The sequence below is a fragment of the Francisella salimarina genome (genome assembly GCF_007923265.1).
GTDB classification, from domain to species: domain Bacteria; phylum Pseudomonadota; class Gammaproteobacteria; order Francisellales; family Francisellaceae; genus Francisella; species Francisella salimarina.
Window position 1 is genome coordinate 417,634 of the sequence record NZ_VOJA01000001.1, and the last position, 18,641, is coordinate 436,274.

An 18,641-nucleotide genomic window follows, 5' to 3' on the forward strand; every position below is an offset into this window, starting at 1 on the left:
TACGATTCCTTTATCAGTAAATTTCTACCTTATGTATAATGAATAGCTCTCCAACATTTGGTGAAAAGTTAGTCGCACCATTTAAACAGCCTAAAATGCTTACAATGCTAATCCTTGGCTATGCATCAGGATTACCTTTGATGCTTACAGCATCATCATTACTACTTTGGTATCGAGATAGCGGCATCAACATTCAAAATATAAGCTTTCTAACACTAATAGCTATACCATATACTTTCAAATATTTATGGGCCCCATTTCTTGATAAAATCAATATCTTAAACATAGGTAGGCGCAAAGGATGGATACTTACAACACAAGTAACTCTAATAATACTGATCGCGCTCATGAGTCAATTATCCCCTGCAAATCAACCTCTTTTGATTGCATTCATTGGCTTTATGATATGCTTTACATCTGCGACACAAGATATTGCTATCAACGCATACCAAACAGAAGTCCTAAACGAAAGAGAGAAGGCTTTAGGTAACGCTATAGCAGTGATGGGTTACCGCATCGCCATGCTTGTTACAGGCTCATTAGTGTTAATATTTGCTGACTACTATAGTGGAGGTGCCGAGCCTATAAAAATATGCGCCCCAAAACTTACCGAATACTACGGTGCAAGTACCTTATTTACCAATATTGATATAGTTTCAACTCAGAACCTTATATCCAATGGCTGGAGCTTAGCTTTAGTAACAATACTTGCATTTTTTATAATTTGCCCACTATATTGCATATTCTTAAGAGAATCCGCATCAACTATTGCTCCAAAAAATTTTAAAGAAGCCTTTACAGAACCCTTTATCGAATTCTTTAAACGACAAGGAATTAAAACAGCAATCATAATACTGTTAATAATAATTGGTTATAAGCTTGCAGATGCGATTGCGTTCTCACTCAATACGGTCTTTTTCGCCGACTTAGGCTTTGATAAAACCACGATAGCTGTTTCATACAAAGCCTTCTCATTAGCAGCCACACTAATAGGACTTATTACTGGTGGATTAATCGCTAACAAGATAGGAATTTTTAAAAGTTTTCTTTTCTTTAGCATTATTATGGCGTCAGCAAATCTAATGTACGTACTACTCGCAATCGTTGGTAAGAACTACTACTTAATGGTAAGCTCTGTTGCTGTCGAATACTTTTGTGGAGCAATGGGCACAGCAATACTTGTTGCAATGATAATGAGCCTTGTAAATATAAAGTTTTCAGCAACCCAATTTGCCGTACTTAGTTCGATTGACTCACTAGGAAGAGTTCTTGTAGGACCATTTGCCGGATATGTTCAAAGCCACTATAACTGGGAAGGACTCTTCATTGCTAGTTTCATAATCGGCATACTAATATCTACAATCATTTATATCTTCAGAAACAGAATCAAATTAATGGCAAATATTGAATAGGTTAACTCACTTATCTTTTCTGAAAAACAATAAAGAAATAATAAAAACTATCCATGGTAGCAAAAGAATCGCTAACACAACATTTTTTGTAATAGCAGTTATCTGAAGACTTGGGAATAATATAATTACCACCAAAACAAGAACTATAGAAAGCACACCTGCTATAAAAGAGAAAAGTGGTAGATTATTCTTAATCATTTATAACAGCCTATTTTGCAAACTGCTCAGAAACAAACTCCCAATTTACAATATCCCACAGAGACTCAACATACTTAGGTCTAGCATTGCGGTAATCGATATAGTATGCATGCTCCCAAACATCAAATGTTAGTAATGGCTTTTTACTCTCTGTTAGAGGACAACCTGCATTACTAGTAGTCACAATTTCAAGTTTACCATCAGTATTTTTAACTAGCCATGCCCAACCAGATCCAAATGTAGTCACTGCAGCTTTTGAAAACTGCTCTTTAAAACCATCTATTGACCCAAAAGTCTCAATTATAGCTGCTTTCAATTGACTAGATGCCTCAGTCTTATTAGGTGTTAGACAGTTCCAGTAAAATGTGTGATTATATACTTGAGCAGCATTATTAAATATACCACCGGAAGAAGTTTTTACTATTTCTTCCAAATTTTTACCAGTATGTTCTGTACCTTCAACCAAATTGTTTAGGTTTGTCACGTACGTTTGATGATGCTTACCGTAGTGATACTCAATCGTTTCTTTTGAAATAGTAGGCTCTAGTGCATCTAATGCATAAGGTAGTTTTGGTAATTCAAATTTCATTTAATCATTCTCCTCGAACTAATTGAAGTTAATTATTATAGCATCTTAGTACTATACCCGTTTAGTATAATATGCTATCATTTTTTAGATAAAATTTCTAAGCTTAGTTGTTTAATCAAATAAAAAGGAAATAAATATGTATACACCTGAAGAGCAAAAAGTTGTTGATAGAATAGAAAAACAACTTAAAGAAAATGACATTATACTATACATGAAAGGCTCTCCAAACCTTCCTCAATGCGGCTTCTCTGCTCATGCTGCCACAGCTGTTAGATCATGCGGAAAACCATTCGCTTTTGTCAATATCTTAGAAAACCCTGACATCAGAGCTATTCTACCAAAATATGCAGACTGGCCAACCTTTCCTCAACTATGGGTAAAAGGTGAATTAGTGGGTGGATGCGACATAATCATGGAAATGAATGAATCTGGCGAATTAAAAGAGCTTATAGAATCAATCTAATCATCTATCACTTATCTTTGTCCAAGCATCTGTGCCATATTTACCTGTTGGCTTATATGCACTCATGGTACACAAGCTTGACTCAGGACCGATATTACATCTGTATAAATCATTACCTACAGCGACTACGGTGCCTCCCTTATAGTCTTCAATACTATATGGATAAATATACTCAGCACCGCTAGGTTTAATCTCCTGTCTATCTGCTGCAACATGAGTGATATCATTTGTAATATTACTCCATGCCAAAAATCCTTTCTTATTCATGGGACTATAGGATAAGTCATTACAGTACCTTTCTTTCTGACATTCAAACTCTCTTCCTTCAGCTAGCACTATTTGCCCAACCTTATAACTTCCCATTCCCTTTGGATAATTAGCTACCTCACCTGCTTTTAATTTATATTTCTTGTTTTTTGAAGACTTTTTAGTATTATTCGACTTAAGCTCTTGCCATGCAAGATCGCCATATAAACCATTAGGAATATAAGCATCATCATTACAAAGCTTAATTTCTAGCATAGACTTACATTTATACATCTTACCCGCAAAACTTACTATAGTATCAGCATCATAAGTTCCGATGTTATATGGATACCTAATAATATGTGTATCTCCAATATACTTTTGTGGCTGTATAGAGCGTTTATTTACACTATCATCCTGACTATCCATATAAATATTCGAAAGTACTGCTGGCAATTTAATACTAGCTATTATATTAGTAGTACTCCAAGGCTTATGTTTATAATCATCACTCAAATCTTCTAATTTAATATTACTTGCATCAAAGTCCATACTCCAAATAGCGAATCCTGCAAATGATGCCTTATTTTCTTTCATCAATGTGACTGCTCGATTTATTTTAGATTCTGATAACACATATATCTTTCCTCCATGAACAGCACCCTGTGTAGCAGGAATAACAAAAACAAGCTTTTCGGGAGATATAACAATAGGTTTATCTATTTTACTATATTTAGGCTTATTTACTTTGAAACCATCTTGAGTCGTCAGTGCCCAAGCAAGCGAAGCTATAAACTTATCATAACCATCAATTGGTGAAATCTTACCATAATCATTATTAACATTTTTATCAAACCCTATAATTCCCTCAGATGGCTTCCCTGAGAAAGTACTTACAAACAGGTAATTTATTTTATCCATACCAATAGCATCTAATAACTCAACATAACCACTCTCTCTATACAAGTTATCTTCACCATTTTTTGCTAATGGCGCAACAATATATTCCCACTCAGGTGAGAAAGTTAACCAAAACTGCTTATTATTTTTCCTAAGACTTGATATTAAGCTACTTATTTTCATAGCTGCAATTTCAACTGTTTTGTCATTCTTTGGAATAGCTGAATGTGGTAAATTGAAGTTTACACCATCAAAACCATATTCTTTAACAACACTAGCTAAATTATCAAAATTCACAGCTTGCCAATCAATATGAGAAGATTCTCCGCCAATCGAAACAATAACATGCTTTCCTTTTGACTCCATATAGCCAATAAACTCTTTAAGCTCTTCTGGGCTATACAATCTATCTGAGCCCCTATTTTTTTCACCAAATGAAAGCTCAAACCCTTTCCCGTGTATATATGTTGCATATGCTGCTATTATCACATTATACTCACATACTTCGGGGTTTTGCTCACAATACTCTTTAGTTTTTGGCATAGCTATATCTACAGGGGTTGTATTAATCTGCTTACCAACAGTATCATAAGAGCTACTTTTAGCCCATAAGGGTAAAATTCCTGCGATAACTGGACCTTTTATTGTTTTATCGACTTGTGCACAAGCATTATTATAAATACACTCTCTAAGACTCTTAGCAAATGCTCCTGAACTATGCTCAGAATCTCCATATAAATCAGCGGCATAGTCAGTATTTAGAGACCAGCCTGTTACCCCTGCGAACCTTGGTTTAAACTTAAGCTTCTCAAACTGGGGCAACATGAGTTTAACAGCCTGCTCAGTTGTTAATGACAAAGTAGCATTTCCTTCAGGATGATATACTGTATTTGTTCCTCCTGAAACTGCATTTGTTGGCTCACCTATCAAAATTTTAGTATGAATTGGGATATGCAGGCTATTGACAATTCTTGAATAGCTATCAGCTATAAAGCCAGGTTCATATTCAGGATATGTATCATACTCTTGAATAAATAAATAATCTATATATCCATTCTGGATGACTTTATCATAGTCATTACTCTTACCCGTTGTCACTAGCTTATAGTCATTTACTTGAGGCTCTGCAACAATTACAATTTTTGAATCCAGTTTCTTGATGTCAAGAGAAAGCTGATTAATAAAATCTGCTGAAGTAAACTTTCTAAAACTATAAACAATTCCATCAATATTATTTTTATGTAAAAAATTAACAATATTATTTGCTAAAGTGTTAATTTGAGCTTCTGTCATTTTTTTACCAAAAACTTTTGGCTCAATATCTGTTTTACTTACGCCAGGATGAAATGTATTTGGAACACCTCCCACTGCTAGTAACACTTTCATTCCAGATTTTTTAGCTTGTCTAACTTTATCTATGATAGTCTGTATCGATGTAGGACTAGAAGTATAAAGACCTATGTCAGTACCATATACCTCACCATAAGCAATAACAACAACATTATACCCATCACTCTTTGCCTTCTGAATATCGACTCTAGAGGTAGAGCCAGGTGTTCTAACATCCAAAAATCCTGCTATGATTCTATCTGGAAGCAGATTCGTTTTAGAAATATTTTTTTGTGTTCCTGCAATAGACTCTGCAGCTACATAAAAAGGTATAGTCAAAAAGCAAAATACAACCAGAGTAAAAAATCTTTTCATTACTATATAAATATAAATACTAATTACATAATTATAAATAATTCTATATAAATATGTTAACAATAGTCATTTTTTAATTACACTATTATCATATAAATCAAATAACTGATTTAATACTTTGACTAAAATGGAACAAGATGTAGAAGAAAATTAGATAACTAGTAGAACTTTTTAGTCGTCTTTTGAGTAATATAATCCTTTAGAAGAATTAAGCGCCTTAAGACGAGCATCAGCCTCTTGAAGCCTTTTTGTCGCAGCTTCAATATCAAGCTTAGAAGCATCTGGCTTCTTAAGAGCTTCTTGTGCTCGCTTCCTAGCTTTCTCTGCTTCTGCTTGATTTAAATTTTCAGCCCTTTCCATATCGTCAACCATAATTGTAACGCGAGTAGGAGTAACTTCAACAATGCCACCTGAAACATATAGCACATCAGTATGTTCATCTTTTCTTATATTTACAACACCCGCAGGGAGAGTAGATAAAAGTTCAGTATGTCCATACGCTATACCCATCTCTCCAGCAGATCCGCGAAGACTTACAATATCAGCCTCACCTTTAAATACTGAACCTTGAGGACTAACAACATCAACTTTTAGGTATTTTTTTGTCATATCTACACCCTATTATAGAGTTTTTGCCTTCTCAATTGCTTCTTGAATTGAACCAACCATATAGAAAGCTTGCTCAGGTAAGTGATCATACTCACCATTAACTATAGCTTTAAAACTCGCTACAGTATCTTTAAGTGACACAAACTTACCAGGGTTACCAGTAAATACTTCAGCAACATGGAATGGCTGGGATAAGAATCTTTGAATCTTACGAGCTCTATCAACTGTTTTCTTATCTTCGTCAGATAATTCATCCATACCAAGAATAGCAATGATATCTTTCAGCTCTTTATACCTTTGAAGTACTTTCTGTACAGCACGAGCAGTTTCATAATGCTCCTGTCCAACTACTAGTGGATCTAACTGTCTAGAAGTTGAGTCTAGTGGATCTACAGCTGGATAAATACCTAACTCTGCAATTTGACGCGATAATACAATAGTCGCATCTAAGTGTGAGAATGTTGTAGCTGGTGATGGATCCGTTAAGTCATCTGCTGGTACATATACAGCCTGAACTGATGTAATAGAACCTGTCTTAGTAGATGTAATACGCTCTTGTAAAGCACCCATCTCAGCAGCAAGTGTTGGCTGGTAACCAACTGCTGATGGCATACGTCCTAGTAGTGCTGATACTTCTGTGCCGGCAAGAGTATATCTATAAATGTTATCAATAAACATCAAGACATCGCGCTTCTCGTCACGGAAACCTTCAGCAATTGTTAGACCACTAAGAGCCACTCTTAATCTGTTTCCTGGTGGCTCATTCATCTGACCATATACCAAGGCAACTTTATCTAATACATTAGAGTCTTTCATTTCATAGTAGAAGTCGTTACCTTCACGAGTTCTTTCACCAACACCAGCAAATACAGAATATCCACTATGCTCTTTAGCAATGTTGTTGATAAGCTCCATCATTGTAACTGTCTTACCAACACCAGCACCACCGAAGAGGCCTACTTTACCACCTTTTGCAAATGGACAAATAAGATCAACTACTTTGATACCTGTTTCTAATATTTCAGTACTTAGTGCAAGCTCATCATAAGCAGGAGGAGCTTGGTGTATAGATCTTGTCTCTGTGTATTGAACAGGTCCAGCCTCATCGATAGGCTCACCTAATACGTTCATAATACGACCTAAAGTACCTTGACCTACTGGCACAGAGATTGGAGCATTTGTGTTTTCCACAACCATTCCGCGTCTTAAACCATCACTAGAACCCATAGCGATAGTACGTACTACGCCATCACCAATCTGTTGTTGTACTTCTAGCACTAAACCTGTTTCATTTACATTTAAAGCATCATATACTTTTGGAGTGTTATCTCGAGAAAACTCTACATCAATAACAGCACCAATTACTTGAATAATTTTACCTGTACTCATTTACCTCTCCTAAACTGCTGCCGCACCTGAACAAATTTCCGCAAGCTCTTGGGTAATCATAGCTTGTCTTACCTTGTTGTAATCTAATTTTAACTGATCAATAATATCACTAGCATTATCAGTTGCATTTTTCATAGCCATCATACGAGCTGCTTGCTCACATGCTGCATTTTCCAATATTGCGCCTCTAACTTGAGCTTCGATATACCTAATACACAGAGCATTTAATACTTCTTCTATATCCCTCTCATAGATATAGTCCCAATGACCTTTAGAAGCATTTTTTTTGTTTTCTTTTAGCTCTTCTTCTGTGAAGATATCTTGTATAGGTAATAGCGTTTGCAATCTTGGCTTTTGCTTAATTGTACTAACAAACTCGTTACTACTCATATATAGTCTATCTATCTCACCAGCAGTAAACTTGTCTAACATCACTTTAACAGCTCCGCTAATAGCCCTAATACTGCCTTCTTTATCTTTATCGTTATAATGAGCTGTAGCCACTACATTTACATCTTTTAGCTTTGCAAAAAAGCTTGCTGCTTTTGAACCAATTACGCAGACATCAATCTCAACTCTATCTTCAACATTCTTTTTGATATTTTTAAGAACATGCTTAAACAAGTTAATATTAAGCCCACCACATAGGCCTCTATCAGTAGATGTAACTATATAGCCAACCCTCTTAACTTCTCTATCGAATAGATAAGGGTTCGGATAATCTATACTTGCAGATGTAACATTTTTGATAATAGTATTTGCACTTTCAACATAAGGGCGAACATTGTTCATCTTAACAATAGCTCCTCTCATCTTACTAGCCGCAACTAATTCCATAGCACCAGTGATCTTTTGTGTATTTTTAACACTCGATACCTTGGATTTTATTTCTCTAGCGTTAGACATAGTCTATACTCCTATTACCAAGCTTGATTTGCTTTACAATCTTCAACAATTGTTTTTAACTTGTCAGCTATCTCAGCATCATATTTGCCTGTCTCATTAATTTCTGCAACCACTTCTGCATAATTACTTTCTGCAAGAGCATGTAGCGCAGATTCAAATGGAATCACTTCAGAAACTTCTAGACTATCTAGATAACCATTATCAGCCGCATACAAAGATAGCGCCATCAATGCAATTGATAATGTTGAAAATTGCTTCTGTTTAAGTAATTCAGTTACTCTTTGACCTCTGTTAAGCTGTGCTCTAGTTGCTTCATCAAGATCTGATGCAAACTGTGAGAATGCTTCTAATTCTCTAAACTGAGCTAGTGCTAAACGGATACCGCCACCAAGCTTTTTAATAATCTTTGTTTGCGCAGCACCACCAACACGAGATACCGAGTTACCTGGGTTGATTGCTGGTCTTAATCCAGAGTTAAATAAGTCTGTCTCTAAAAATATCTGACCGTCTGTAATTGAAATTACGTTCGTAGGTACAAATGCAGAAATATCACCAGCTTGTGTTTCAATAATAGGTAATGCAGTTAAAGAACCAGTTTTACCTTTTACTTCGCCGTTTGTGAATTTTTCCACATACTCTTCATTTACCCTAGCTGCTCTTTCTAGAAGCCTTGAGTGAAGATAGAACACATCACCAGGATACGCCTCACGTCCAGGTGGTCTTCTTAGAAGCAAAGAAATCTGTCTATAGGCCCATGCCTGCTTAGTCAAATCATCGTACACAACCAAAGCGTCTTCACCACGATCTCTAAAGTATTCACCCATAGAACACCCAGCATAAGGTGCAATATATTGCAATGCAGCAGAATCAGAAGCTGTAGCAGCTACAATAATTGTATGCTCCATAGCCCCATGCTCCTCAAGCTGTCTAACAATATTTGCAATCGATGATGCTTTTTGGCCAATCGCCACATAAATACATTTTACACCAGTACCTTTTTGGTTGATAATCGCGTCGATAGCAATGGCAGTTTTACCAATCTGTCTATCACCGATAATTAACTCTCTTTGGCCTCTACCGATTGGAACCATCGAGTCAATTGACTTAACGCCAGTCTGTAATGCCTGATCTACTGATTTTCTCCAAATCACACCAGGTGCAATTTTTTCAATTGGTGAAGAGTGATCAGTTTCAATCTCACCCTTACCATCGATAGGGTTGCCCAAAGCGTCAACCACTCTACCTAAAAGAGCTTCTCCAACAGGCACCTCTAATATTCTACCTGTACAATATGCTTTATCGCCTTCTCTAATATGTTCATACTCACCTAAGACAACAGCCCCAACTGAGTCAGTATTTAGGTTTAGCGCTAAACCATATACGTCTCCTGGTAGCTTAATCATCTCACCAGCAGTTACATCATCCAAACCATAAATAGTAACAATACCATCAGCAACACTGACAATAGTACCTTCTGATTTAAGTTCAACTGAATTGTCAAACTTTTCAATTCTTTTCTTTATTAAACCACTTATTTCTGATGGACTTAATTGCATAAGCTCACTTCCTATAATTTATGATAACAAAATACTTTTTAATGTCTCTATACGACCTGATACAGAATCATCTATTACTGTATCACCAACCTTAATTACTGTTCCACCCACTATAACAGGGTCAACACTCACATTCATTTCAATAGTGCAGTTAAACTTCTCTTCAAGTTTAGCTTTTAGCTTAGTAAGCGTGCTCTTATCAGCTTTATAAGCCAAGGTAACATCTGCTACTTTTATATTATTATGTGTGTTTTTGATAGTTTCAAACTGGAATGCTATTTCAGGCAGTATAGATAACTTTTTATTTTCTGCTATTAGTGCAACAAAGTTATAAAACTTCACATCTAACTGGCCTTTTACAGCGCTTACAACCTCATCCTGAGAAATTTCAGGATTAGCAATAATAGCTGCGACAGAATCATCTTGTACTAATTCAGAAAAAGACTGAAGATGCTTTGACCATTCTTGCAGAAGATTATACTCATTTGCAAACTCAAACGCAGCCTTTGCATATGGTTTAGCAATTACACTTAGATTTGTCATGTACCTACCTTTTATACCCAAAAGTTATACTTTCTCTACGAAGTCTTTCAGAATCTTTTTACTAGATTGCTCATCAACATTTGCTGATATAATCTTACTAGCAGCCGCCATAGCCAAGCTAACAACTTCATGTTTAAGTTCTTCTTTAGCTTTGATTTTTTCTTGCTCGATTTCAGCCATAGCCATGCTTTTGATTTTATCAGCTGCTGCAATAGCCTCTTCTTTAGCTTGCTCATCTACTTTATGAGCTCTAACATAAGCATTCTCAACTATTTCAGTAGCCTTTGCTTTAGCTTCACGCAATACTTCAGCAGACTGTCTTTTGGCAACTTCTAACTCTCTAGATGCTCTATCAGCAGATGCCAAACCTTCAGCAATCTTTTCTCTACGCTCATCTAAAGCCTTGCGCAGTGGAGGCCATACAAACTTCATTGTAAAGCCAACGAAGATTGCAAATGTTATCATCTGCCCAATTAGAGTTATATTAATATCCATCTACTTATCCTTTAGATAACAAATTTATGATTTTATATTCTTTTTACTATGCACCAACAACTTTTTGAGCAGCTTCTGCTAAGCCAGGGATAGCTAATGGGTTAGCATACAACACTAAGAAACCAATAGCGATTGAGATAGCAGCGAATGCATCTACGAAAGCAGCAACAATAAACATACGGCCAAGTAGCATACCACCTAGCTCTGGCTGACGTGCCACACCCTCTAGATACTTACCACCCAACACACCAAAACCTATCGCAGTACCTAATGCTGGTAAAGAGATTAGTAAAGCAACCGCTATAGCAGTCAAACCATTTAAGTTACCTAAAACCTGTAAAGACATATCCATTTCTTATTTCTCCTGTTTTTATTTAATTTTATTTAGGTTGATTTAAACTTAGTGAGCTTCCTGCGCCATATTTAGATAAACCACAGTTAGCATCATAAATACAAATGCTTGTATTAAAACTATCAATATGTGGAAAATAGCCCATATTCCGCCAAGCGTCCACTGGAACCACCACGGTAACAGCGCAATCAAGATAAATATTAACTCTCCTGCAAAAATATTACCAAATAAACGTAGCGACAGCGAAACTGGCTTAACTATCTCATCTACAAGCCTAAAGAATATGTTTAAAGGGAATAACCATATCCCGAAAGGAGAACTTAAAATCTCTTTCAGTAAACCAAATCCTTTAGCTTTAAGATTATAAAAAACCACCAAGAAAAATACCGCGATAGACATCGCAAAAGTAACGTTAGGATCTGCCGTAGGCACCACCCTAAAATACACATCATGACTACTTGTGAAAAAGCTAATAATCCAACCAAAAAGATCAACAGGGAGTAAATCCATCAAATTCATAAGAACAACCCAGACAAAGATTGTTAAGGCTAATGGCGTAACAAAATCTCTTTTGTGGTGATAGTTTTCAGCAACCATACCATCCATCCATTCCCATACTGCTTCAATCATATTTTGAAACTTTCCGGGAACTCCCGCATTAGCCTTTCTTGCCGCCATAAACATAGCTAAGATGAATACAACTCCCAAAACCCCACTAACTAGCAAAGAGTCGACATTTAATTGCCAGAAAGAACCTTCGCCAAGGCTTATTTGCCAATGATGTAAGTGATGCTGAACGTACTCAGTAGCTACTTGAGAACCTGCCTCTGTATTTGCCATTACATATCCACCAATAATTTTTAAATATTTTTTGTATTTAACAACCCTAAAACGTGCTTATCTTACCCTTCTAAACAAGATAGGCACAAAACATACGACCAATTGTAACAAAAGTAATCCAAAAATGTAAGAAAATAATTTGGGTTTGACATAAACTGCCAACAGTATTGTAATCAATGCTACAATGCCCAATTTTAGAAGCTCGCTCATATAAAAAATGACTATCTCAACTCCTGGACTGAACTGCTTTTCAACAAACAATCTGAAGAAAAAAACAAAATTGGCTAAAAACATTGTTGCAGCACCAAAAGCAAAAGAATTAGCGTATACATAGCCATATATTGACAAAATAACAAGATATCCAACAATACCCAAACAAAATTGAATTAAAATAAATCTTTTCTCATTTATCCTAATATTTGACAACACAACTCAACTATCACTGTTAATAAAAAATATTAAAGCTATGATATCAAAAAAGCATATATTTAACAAAGAAAAGCTTTAGGCTTGATTTATATATTACTGGAACTTAAAATTATATCCTTAAACTACCTAAAATAGACACGGTATGGAACAAAAAATTCACAACATTCGCGGATATGCATGGATAATAATTGCACTTAGTTCTTTCTTGCTCTTTGACAAATATATTATGCAAGTATTTCCAAGCCTAATTACTGATGATATGATGTCCAGCTTTCATACCAACGCCACTCAAACAGGGGCGTTAGGCTCAGCTTTTTTTTGGTCGATAATTATCTGTCAGCTATTTCTTGCTGGCCCAATCATAGACAAATTTGGATTTAGACTAATAAGCCCAATATCAATAACCATCTCTGCAATAGGGGTCATACTTTTTGTTGTAGCCTCAAATCTAGGTAGCTTAAGCATGGCATATATTGCTAGAATTATTACAGGGCTAGGAGTTTCATTTGCCACCATATCTTACTTAAAAGCTGTTTCCGTTTGGTTTGAGCCCCGTAAATTCGCATTCGCTGCTAGTTTTTTAGCAACTGCAGCAATGATTGGCGCACTCTGCGCACAAGCACCTCTAGCATACCTAATAACACTATGTGGCGACTGGAAAATGGCTATGCTTCTATTCGCTGTTGCTAGTTTATTTATCGGTGTTCTTTACTATATAGTTGTACGTGACTTTAACCCAAAACAGCCTGAAGCTAGCTCACCAAGTAATCAATTAAAAACATTAGATGCACTAAAAGAGGTTGTCAAAAATAAAAATAACTGGCTTTTAACTTTTTATGTAGGATTAAGCTTTACAGCTGTTGATGCATTTGCTGGATTTTGGGGCAATGCTTATTTTAGAGAAGCCTACCACATATCTCGTGAAGAAGCTGCTAGTATCATATCAATGATATTCATAGGTATGGCAATAGGGTCTCCAATCATAGGAAAGCTATCTGAAATTCTTGATAGCCGAAAAGGGGTCATGATTTTCTTTCACATTATAGGATCTATCGCCTTAAGCTTTGTACTACTAACCAAAACTAGTGCAACGCTATCAGCAGTACTACTTTTCGTATTTGGCTTATGCCTAGGCATATACATGCTGTCGTTTGCAATAGGAAATCGTATAAACCCTATCGTTATCACAGCCACAGTAGCGGCATTCATCAATACAGGGGAACCAATATTAGGAGCTATCTTTGACCCTTTAATTGGCTATTTCCTAGACTGGTCGTGGACTGGAAAATACCTAAACAAAGCAGGAGAGGTTATTTCACAACACACAAGTCCAGATGATATTAAATATTTTGATTTAAGTTCATACCATTTTGCTTTTACAACTCTTGTGATAAGTATGGCAGCATCCTTGATAGTCCTATTATTAATAAAAGATAGTAAAGACTAAAAGGTATCTTACTTAAGCAACATGTCAAATCTTGAATCTAATTTAGCCTCGACTGTTACAAGCTTCTGTTGTTTCTCATCATAAAACTCTAGCTTTCCAGCATGAAGTAACAATTTATCCACACCCCTTGCTAGTAGTTTTTTATCTTTATCTATGTAGCCATATTTTTTGTCAGCCACAATAGGATGTCCCATAGCTTTAGTATGAACCCTGATCTGATGAGTACGGCCGGTTTCCAACTTAATCTCTAAAAGACTATAATCGCCAACTTTTTGCACCGATAATATTCTTGTAAGGGCTTTTTTACCTTCTCGTTTATCAACTTTGACTATTCTTTGACCATCTTTTGTCTCTCTACGACTCAAAGGTAGGTCAATCATTAAAATCTTTTTATCCCAGTAGCCATGAACTAAAGCATAATAAATTTTTTTCACTTTACGTTCTTTGAAGATATCAAAGAAATATACTAGTGAGCTATGTTTTTTAGCCAACAGTACACAACCAGAAGTTTCTTTATCGAGTCTATGCACCAAATCTAAACGTCTTGCTTTGGGGCGCAACTGTCTCAACCTTTCCACTAAGCCAGAATTGACACCGGACCCACCATGAACAGCCATACCAGATGGTTTATTTACAATAATATAATCATCTGTCTCATATAAAATTCGTTGTTCTAAAAAATCTAAATGTGACCTAGGAACCTTTATATTTTCTACTTTTTGATCTAAATTGAATGGCGGTATCCTAACGATATCCCCCGCATTTACACGAGTTGTTTGCTTAACTCTTTTTTTATTTACACGTAATTCACCCTTGCGAATCCATCGATAAATAAGCGGTTTTGGCAAGCGAGAATATCTACCTATTAAAAAATTATCAATCCTTTGCTCTACAATATCTTCAGCAACTTTAATAAGCTGAACCTTATTCATTTGAGATACCAAAATTATTATTCTGCATATCATTCAGTCTACTTATCGTTCTTTGAAACTCGAATCTTAAACGCTCACCTTTATAAAGCTGAGTAAAATCACTATTCGCCAATATAACAACTTTTTTGTTTTGATCATAAAACTCATCAATAAGGGCAATAAAACGTCGCGCCATATCCTCATTATACTGATCAAAACCAGTCAGCTTATAAATAAAAACTTGTTCATACTTACTACAAATATCAATATAATCATAAGAGCTTCTACCATCACCACAAATAACCTTAAAGTCAAAACAGATATCCTTATGGCTTATAAGTAGCGCAGCAACTCTCCTACCCAAAACATCTATACTTAGATCTTTATCAAAGTGCTCATTTCTAAGGAAAAACTTATCAAAAAAGTTTTTACGATTTTGCTCGTTATATGGGTAGAGGTAATTTAAGTATTCCGTAGGCAAACGAAACCTATAATCAACACCTGAATCTAAATTCAAAACATTAACGTTTTTAATAAGAATATCTATAGCTGGTAAAAATAGCTCTCTTTGCAAACCTCTCTTATATAAATTTTCAGGCTCGATATTCGAGGTAGCTACAAGTATCACACCAAGCTTAAATAGTTCTGTAAAAACACTTCCCAAAATCATAGCATCAGCAATATCTTCTACAAAGAACTCATCAAAACAAATAATTCGCATATCCTTAGCCATATCATATGCAACCTTCGATATGGGGTTCTTATAACCTTGATATTTCCTTAATTCTGAATGAATCTCCTTCATAAAATGAGAGAAGTGCTGTCTTCTTTTTTGCTTAATAGGTAAATTATCAAAAAAAATATCCATGATGAAGGTTTTACCTCTACCTACACCTCCCCACATATAAAGTCCTTTGATATGAGAATATAATGACCTCTTGAGAAAACCGAACTTCTTTTTCTTATCTACTGATATCTGATTCATTATTTCCTGCAAATTCTTTATAGCCTCAAGCTGCAAAGAATCCACTTTTAGATTAAGTTCTCGAACTTTTTGGAGATAAGCGTTCTCTAATTTCATTATTTGACTTCTTTATCTTTAACTAAAACTAATAGAAAAAAAGACACAAACATGCTAAAAACCAAAATCAAAAAAGCATTATGATAAGCACTTATATGAAAATACCTATGAGCGCCTTCCGTAGCAACATTTGTAATTTGATTATGAATATCTATATATTGACCAGTCCATGTCAGATCAAGTAGATGCCCTATAAGAGGATCGAATAACGCACCTAGTAATGGCTCACCTGTATTAATTAAAGCAGCTACAGTAGCGGCCACAACTATTGGGTTTATGCGATTACCTATAGCAAAAGCTAGCATATATACCCCCAGGCAAAATCCAAATACAAACAATAATGCTCCTGAAATTCCGGGAGTGAGCTTAAATTGTAAAACCAAAGCCAAACAAATTGTTGCAATTATATGGAAAATGACCATAATCTTAACTCTACTATCAAATTTCTCAGAAAGCTTACCAATAACAGGAGAGCCTATAGCAAGTCCAAGAAACATCATAGATACAATAAATGAAGCTTCTTTAGCAGGAATTCCATATAACTCCCTGAAGTAGTTATTACCCCAAATACCACCAAAAACATCTATCGTTGTAAATGTTAATCCCGTATATAGTGTAAGGTACCAATTATTCTTGTTCATAAGTACCTTTTTTATACCAGCGAGAGTTCCTGTATTCCCTCTAGTATCATTAGCAAATGATGCTTCAGGGTTATAGTCTCTTACCAAGGCAAGATATAGCAAAGCCATAACTATACTAAAGCATGCATAACCAATTAAGGCCCTATGCCATGACCCTGTAATTTCAATAAGATAAACAAGCGGAACTTGTCCTAGCAAAGCTCCCAGCATTGCAGCAGTCATCAAAAAACTACAAACAAAGGCGAATTTACGTGGATCGAACCAAACTGCTGCTGCTTTAATATAACCAACAGTAGCAAAAGATGCTCCTATTCCAATCATTAATCGAGAAACACAGCCAAGCGCAAAACTATGAATATCTGCCGAAAGAACAAATAATATTAGTCCAATTGCAGAAAGAATCAGTGAAAAAAAACTGACTTTTCTAAACCCTAACTTGTCTATAATTGGGCCGGCTACAAAAAACTGACAAAATACTACTGACCACAAAAATAGCGATACCATAGCACTCATTTCTGTAGCATTTATCGAAAAACTAGTCATCAGCTCATTTGCTATAAGACTAGGAGATACATTCATTATGTATTTATCAATCAGTAAAAATGAGCTCAGACCCACAACTATCCAAGCATAACCTTTTATATTATGTAACTTCATATAACTATTTTTTCTAGAAAATTTATTAATTCATTCAAATGAATTTGCTCTTGCGGCTTATCTTGTTGTAAATATTTCACACCAACAGCTTGTTGCAACAGTTCATCCTGACCAATTATCACAGCAATTTTAGCACCAGACTTATCTGCCTTCTTAAACTGCGACTTAAAGCTACCGAATTTCAAATCCATACCTACCTTTAGCATAGGTAACTCTTGGCGTATACTCTCAACCGTCAGCAACGATCTATGCAACTGACTACTATCTAGCACGAAAAAAACATCACAAGCATCATTATCTAGAGGAAGCTTACCTTCACTTTCAAGTAAAAGTATTAATCGCTCTAGACCAATAGCAAAGCCGATAGCACCAGTTTTTTGACCACCTAAGTTTTCTACTAAATTATCATAACGACCACCAGCGCATACTGCTGCTTGAGCACCCAACTGATCTGTAGTCCATTCAAAAACCAATCCGCTATAATAATCTAGACCTCTGACTAGCTTCTGATTAACTTTATATCCAACCCCTAGATTATCAAGGTACTCACATGTTTGTTTAAGCTTAAGCAACGAGTCTTTGTCAATAAAATCAATAAGCTTAGGAGCATTCAGCAATATCTGTTGAGTTTGCTCATTCTTAGAGTCGAGTATTCTCAGAGGATTCTTATCCAACCTCTTGATAGAATCTTCATCCAGTTGAGCATGATATGGTTTTAGATACTCTAACAGTGCTTTAGTATATTCTTGTCTATCAGAACTAGATCCCAGACTATTTAACTCCAACTTTACACATCCAGAAATACCCAGCTCTCTAAATAAGTTCCAGCCAATAGTAAGAATTTCCAAATCTATCGCAATATTATCATAACCATAAGCTTCAACACCAAGTTGATAAAATTGTCTATACCGACCTTTTTGAGGTCTCTCATAGCGAAACATAGGCCCAGAATACCAAAGCTTTTGTGTTTGCCCCCTATTAGCCAAACTATTCTCAATTACCATACGCACACAACCGGCCGTACCTTCAGGTCTGAGCGTTAGACTTTCTCCACTTCTATCTAAAAAGTCATATGTTTCTTTTGAAACTATATCTGAAGTTTCTCCGACACTTCTATGAAATAGCTCACTTTTCTCTAAGACAGGTAGCCTAACTTCATCATAATTATATCTACCAAGAATTGATTTTATTTTTGACTCTAGAAATTGCCACTTAAAGCTATCAGAAGGAAGAATATCATTAAAGCCACGGATAATAGTAAGTTTGCTCATAA

General features: G+C 35.6%; 19 protein-coding genes. 3 read left to right on the forward strand and 16 right to left on the reverse strand.

Annotated elements, in window-relative coordinates; all coding sequences use genetic code 11:
• Nucleotides 1–38: 38 nt before the first annotated feature.
• Nucleotides 39–1,412, forward strand: a complete 1,374-nt coding sequence (locus tag FQ699_RS01980) for an AmpG family muropeptide MFS transporter (protein WP_146420899.1) — start codon at nucleotides 39–41, stop codon at nucleotides 1,410–1,412.
• A gap of 6 nt (nucleotides 1,413–1,418) precedes the next feature.
• Here the strand turns inward: FQ699_RS01980 and FQ699_RS01985 are convergent, their stop codons facing one another.
• Together FQ699_RS01985 and FQ699_RS01990 are read right to left on the reverse strand one after the other, a co-directional pair.
• Nucleotides 1,419–1,610: a hypothetical protein gene (locus FQ699_RS01985; RefSeq protein ID WP_013922339.1), complete on the reverse strand. Its 192-nt coding sequence runs from the start codon at nucleotides 1,608–1,610 to the stop codon at nucleotides 1,419–1,421.
• 10 nt (nucleotides 1,611–1,620) lie between these two features.
• Complete coding sequence (locus FQ699_RS01990; protein ID WP_146420900.1) at nucleotides 1,621–2,199, reverse strand: superoxide dismutase; 579 nt, start codon at nucleotides 2,197–2,199, stop codon at nucleotides 1,621–1,623.
• Between the two features lie 136 nt (nucleotides 2,200–2,335).
• On the opposite strand from FQ699_RS01990, the gene grxD reads away from it, so the two are divergent.
• Entirely contained in the window at nucleotides 2,336–2,662 is a 327-nt protein-coding gene (gene grxD, locus FQ699_RS01995; protein ID WP_013922337.1) for a Grx4 family monothiol glutaredoxin, read from the forward strand.
• On the opposite strand, the gene FQ699_RS02000 is transcribed toward grxD, so the two are convergent.
• From FQ699_RS02000 to FQ699_RS09875, 10 genes are all read right to left on the reverse strand, one after another.
• Complete coding sequence (locus tag FQ699_RS02000) at nucleotides 2,663–5,512, reverse strand: glycosyl hydrolase family 18 protein (RefSeq protein ID WP_146420901.1); 2,850 nt, start codon at nucleotides 5,510–5,512, stop codon at nucleotides 2,663–2,665.
• 171 nt (nucleotides 5,513–5,683) lie between these two features.
• Complete coding sequence (locus FQ699_RS02005) at nucleotides 5,684–6,121, reverse strand: F0F1 ATP synthase subunit epsilon (RefSeq protein ID WP_013922335.1); 438 nt, start codon at nucleotides 6,119–6,121, stop codon at nucleotides 5,684–5,686.
• 12 nt (nucleotides 6,122–6,133) lie between these two features.
• The gene (gene atpD / locus FQ699_RS02010) at nucleotides 6,134–7,510 is read right to left on the reverse strand and encodes a F0F1 ATP synthase subunit beta (protein WP_146420902.1); all 1,377 of its coding nucleotides are present in this window, start codon (nucleotides 7,508–7,510) and stop codon (nucleotides 6,134–6,136) included.
• A 9-nt stretch (nucleotides 7,511–7,519) separates the two neighbouring features.
• The gene (locus tag FQ699_RS02015) at nucleotides 7,520–8,416 is read right to left on the reverse strand and encodes a F0F1 ATP synthase subunit gamma (protein ID WP_013922333.1); all 897 of its coding nucleotides are present in this window, start codon (nucleotides 8,414–8,416) and stop codon (nucleotides 7,520–7,522) included.
• A gap of 14 nt (nucleotides 8,417–8,430) precedes the next feature.
• On the reverse strand, nucleotides 8,431–9,972 hold the full coding sequence (atpA, locus tag FQ699_RS02020; RefSeq protein ID WP_013922332.1) for a F0F1 ATP synthase subunit alpha: 1,542 nt from the start codon (nucleotides 9,970–9,972) through the stop codon (nucleotides 8,431–8,433).
• 18 nt (nucleotides 9,973–9,990) lie between these two features.
• Nucleotides 9,991–10,515, reverse strand: coding sequence for a F0F1 ATP synthase subunit delta (locus FQ699_RS02025; RefSeq protein ID WP_146420903.1), 525 nt, complete (start codon nucleotides 10,513–10,515; stop codon nucleotides 9,991–9,993).
• A gap of 24 nt (nucleotides 10,516–10,539) precedes the next feature.
• On the reverse strand, nucleotides 10,540–11,010 hold the full coding sequence (locus tag FQ699_RS02030; RefSeq protein WP_013922330.1) for a F0F1 ATP synthase subunit B: 471 nt from the start codon (nucleotides 11,008–11,010) through the stop codon (nucleotides 10,540–10,542).
• Nucleotides 11,011–11,056: 46 nt separating this feature from the next.
• Entirely contained in the window at nucleotides 11,057–11,362 is a 306-nt protein-coding gene (locus FQ699_RS02035; RefSeq protein WP_013922329.1) for a F0F1 ATP synthase subunit B, read from the reverse strand.
• Between the two features lie 48 nt (nucleotides 11,363–11,410).
• Nucleotides 11,411–12,202: a F0F1 ATP synthase subunit A gene (gene atpB, locus FQ699_RS02040; protein ID WP_146420904.1), complete on the reverse strand. Its 792-nt coding sequence runs from the start codon at nucleotides 12,200–12,202 to the stop codon at nucleotides 11,411–11,413.
• Nucleotides 12,203–12,259: 57 nt separating this feature from the next.
• Nucleotides 12,260–12,631, reverse strand: a complete 372-nt coding sequence (locus FQ699_RS09875; RefSeq protein ID WP_146420905.1) for an ATP synthase subunit I — start codon at nucleotides 12,629–12,631, stop codon at nucleotides 12,260–12,262.
• A 142-nt stretch (nucleotides 12,632–12,773) separates the two neighbouring features.
• On the opposite strand from FQ699_RS09875, the gene FQ699_RS02050 reads away from it, so the two are divergent.
• A complete protein-coding gene (locus FQ699_RS02050; protein ID WP_146420906.1) occupies nucleotides 12,774–14,078 on the forward strand; it encodes an MFS transporter in 1,305 nt (434 codons plus the stop codon).
• 8 nt (nucleotides 14,079–14,086) lie between these two features.
• On the opposite strand, the gene FQ699_RS02055 is transcribed toward FQ699_RS02050, so the two are convergent.
• The 4 genes from FQ699_RS02055 to hisS are packed head-to-tail and all read right to left on the reverse strand — an operon-like array spanning nucleotide 14,087 to nucleotide 18,639.
• A complete protein-coding gene (locus FQ699_RS02055; protein ID WP_146420907.1) occupies nucleotides 14,087–15,010 on the reverse strand; it encodes an RluA family pseudouridine synthase in 924 nt (307 codons plus the stop codon).
• Nucleotides 15,003–16,070, reverse strand: a complete 1,068-nt coding sequence (zapE, locus tag FQ699_RS02060) for a cell division protein ZapE (RefSeq protein WP_146420908.1) — start codon at nucleotides 16,068–16,070, stop codon at nucleotides 15,003–15,005. Before zapE ends, FQ699_RS02055 begins: the two co-directional genes overlap by 8 nt.
• The gene (locus FQ699_RS02065) at nucleotides 16,070–17,368 is read right to left on the reverse strand and encodes an MFS transporter (RefSeq protein WP_146420909.1); all 1,299 of its coding nucleotides are present in this window, start codon (nucleotides 17,366–17,368) and stop codon (nucleotides 16,070–16,072) included. The genes zapE and FQ699_RS02065 overlap by 1 nt, the downstream gene beginning before the upstream one ends.
• On the reverse strand, nucleotides 17,365–18,639 hold the full coding sequence (hisS, locus tag FQ699_RS02070) for a histidine--tRNA ligase (RefSeq protein WP_146420910.1): 1,275 nt from the start codon (nucleotides 18,637–18,639) through the stop codon (nucleotides 17,365–17,367). Before hisS ends, FQ699_RS02065 begins: the two co-directional genes overlap by 4 nt.
• Between the last annotated feature and the right edge of the window lie 2 nt (nucleotides 18,640–18,641).

Bases quoted from the DNA above. Each gene is read 5' to 3' on its own strand.
- grxD (WP_013922337.1), top strand. From the start codon at position 2,336: ATGTATACACCTGAAGAGCAAAAAGTTGTTGATAGAATAGAAAAACAA.
- FQ699_RS02000 (WP_146420901.1), bottom strand. From the start codon at position 5,512: ATGAAAAGATTTTTTACTCTGGTTGTATTTTGCTTTTTGACTATACCT.
- FQ699_RS01990 (WP_146420900.1), bottom strand. From the start codon at position 2,199: ATGAAATTTGAATTACCAAAACTACCTTATGCATTAGATGCACTAGAG.
- atpB (WP_146420904.1), bottom strand. From the start codon at position 12,202: ATGGCAAATACAGAGGCAGGTTCTCAAGTAGCTACTGAGTACGTTCAG.
- FQ699_RS01980 (WP_146420899.1), top strand. From the start codon at position 39: ATGAATAGCTCTCCAACATTTGGTGAAAAGTTAGTCGCACCATTTAAA.
- hisS (WP_146420910.1), bottom strand. From the start codon at position 18,639: ATGAGCAAACTTACTATTATCCGTGGCTTTAATGATATTCTTCCTTCT.
- FQ699_RS02050 (WP_146420906.1), top strand. From the start codon at position 12,774: ATGGAACAAAAAATTCACAACATTCGCGGATATGCATGGATAATAATT.
- FQ699_RS02005 (WP_013922335.1), bottom strand. From the start codon at position 6,121: ATGACAAAAAAATACCTAAAAGTTGATGTTGTTAGTCCTCAAGGTTCA.
- FQ699_RS01985 (WP_013922339.1), bottom strand. From the start codon at position 1,610: ATGATTAAGAATAATCTACCACTTTTCTCTTTTATAGCAGGTGTGCTT.
- zapE (WP_146420908.1), bottom strand. From the start codon at position 16,070: ATGAAATTAGAGAACGCTTATCTCCAAAAAGTTCGAGAACTTAATCTA.
- atpD (WP_146420902.1), bottom strand. From the start codon at position 7,510: ATGAGTACAGGTAAAATTATTCAAGTAATTGGTGCTGTTATTGATGTA.
- FQ699_RS02065 (WP_146420909.1), bottom strand. From the start codon at position 17,368: ATGAAGTTACATAATATAAAAGGTTATGCTTGGATAGTTGTGGGTCTG.
- FQ699_RS02035 (WP_013922329.1), bottom strand. From the start codon at position 11,362: ATGGATATGTCTTTACAGGTTTTAGGTAACTTAAATGGTTTGACTGCT.
- FQ699_RS02055 (WP_146420907.1), bottom strand. From the start codon at position 15,010: ATGAATAAGGTTCAGCTTATTAAAGTTGCTGAAGATATTGTAGAGCAA.
- atpA (WP_013922332.1), bottom strand. From the start codon at position 9,972: ATGCAATTAAGTCCATCAGAAATAAGTGGTTTAATAAAGAAAAGAATT.
- FQ699_RS02030 (WP_013922330.1), bottom strand. From the start codon at position 11,010: ATGGATATTAATATAACTCTAATTGGGCAGATGATAACATTTGCAATC.
- FQ699_RS02025 (WP_146420903.1), bottom strand. From the start codon at position 10,515: ATGACAAATCTAAGTGTAATTGCTAAACCATATGCAAAGGCTGCGTTT.
- FQ699_RS02015 (WP_013922333.1), bottom strand. From the start codon at position 8,416: ATGTCTAACGCTAGAGAAATAAAATCCAAGGTATCGAGTGTTAAAAAT.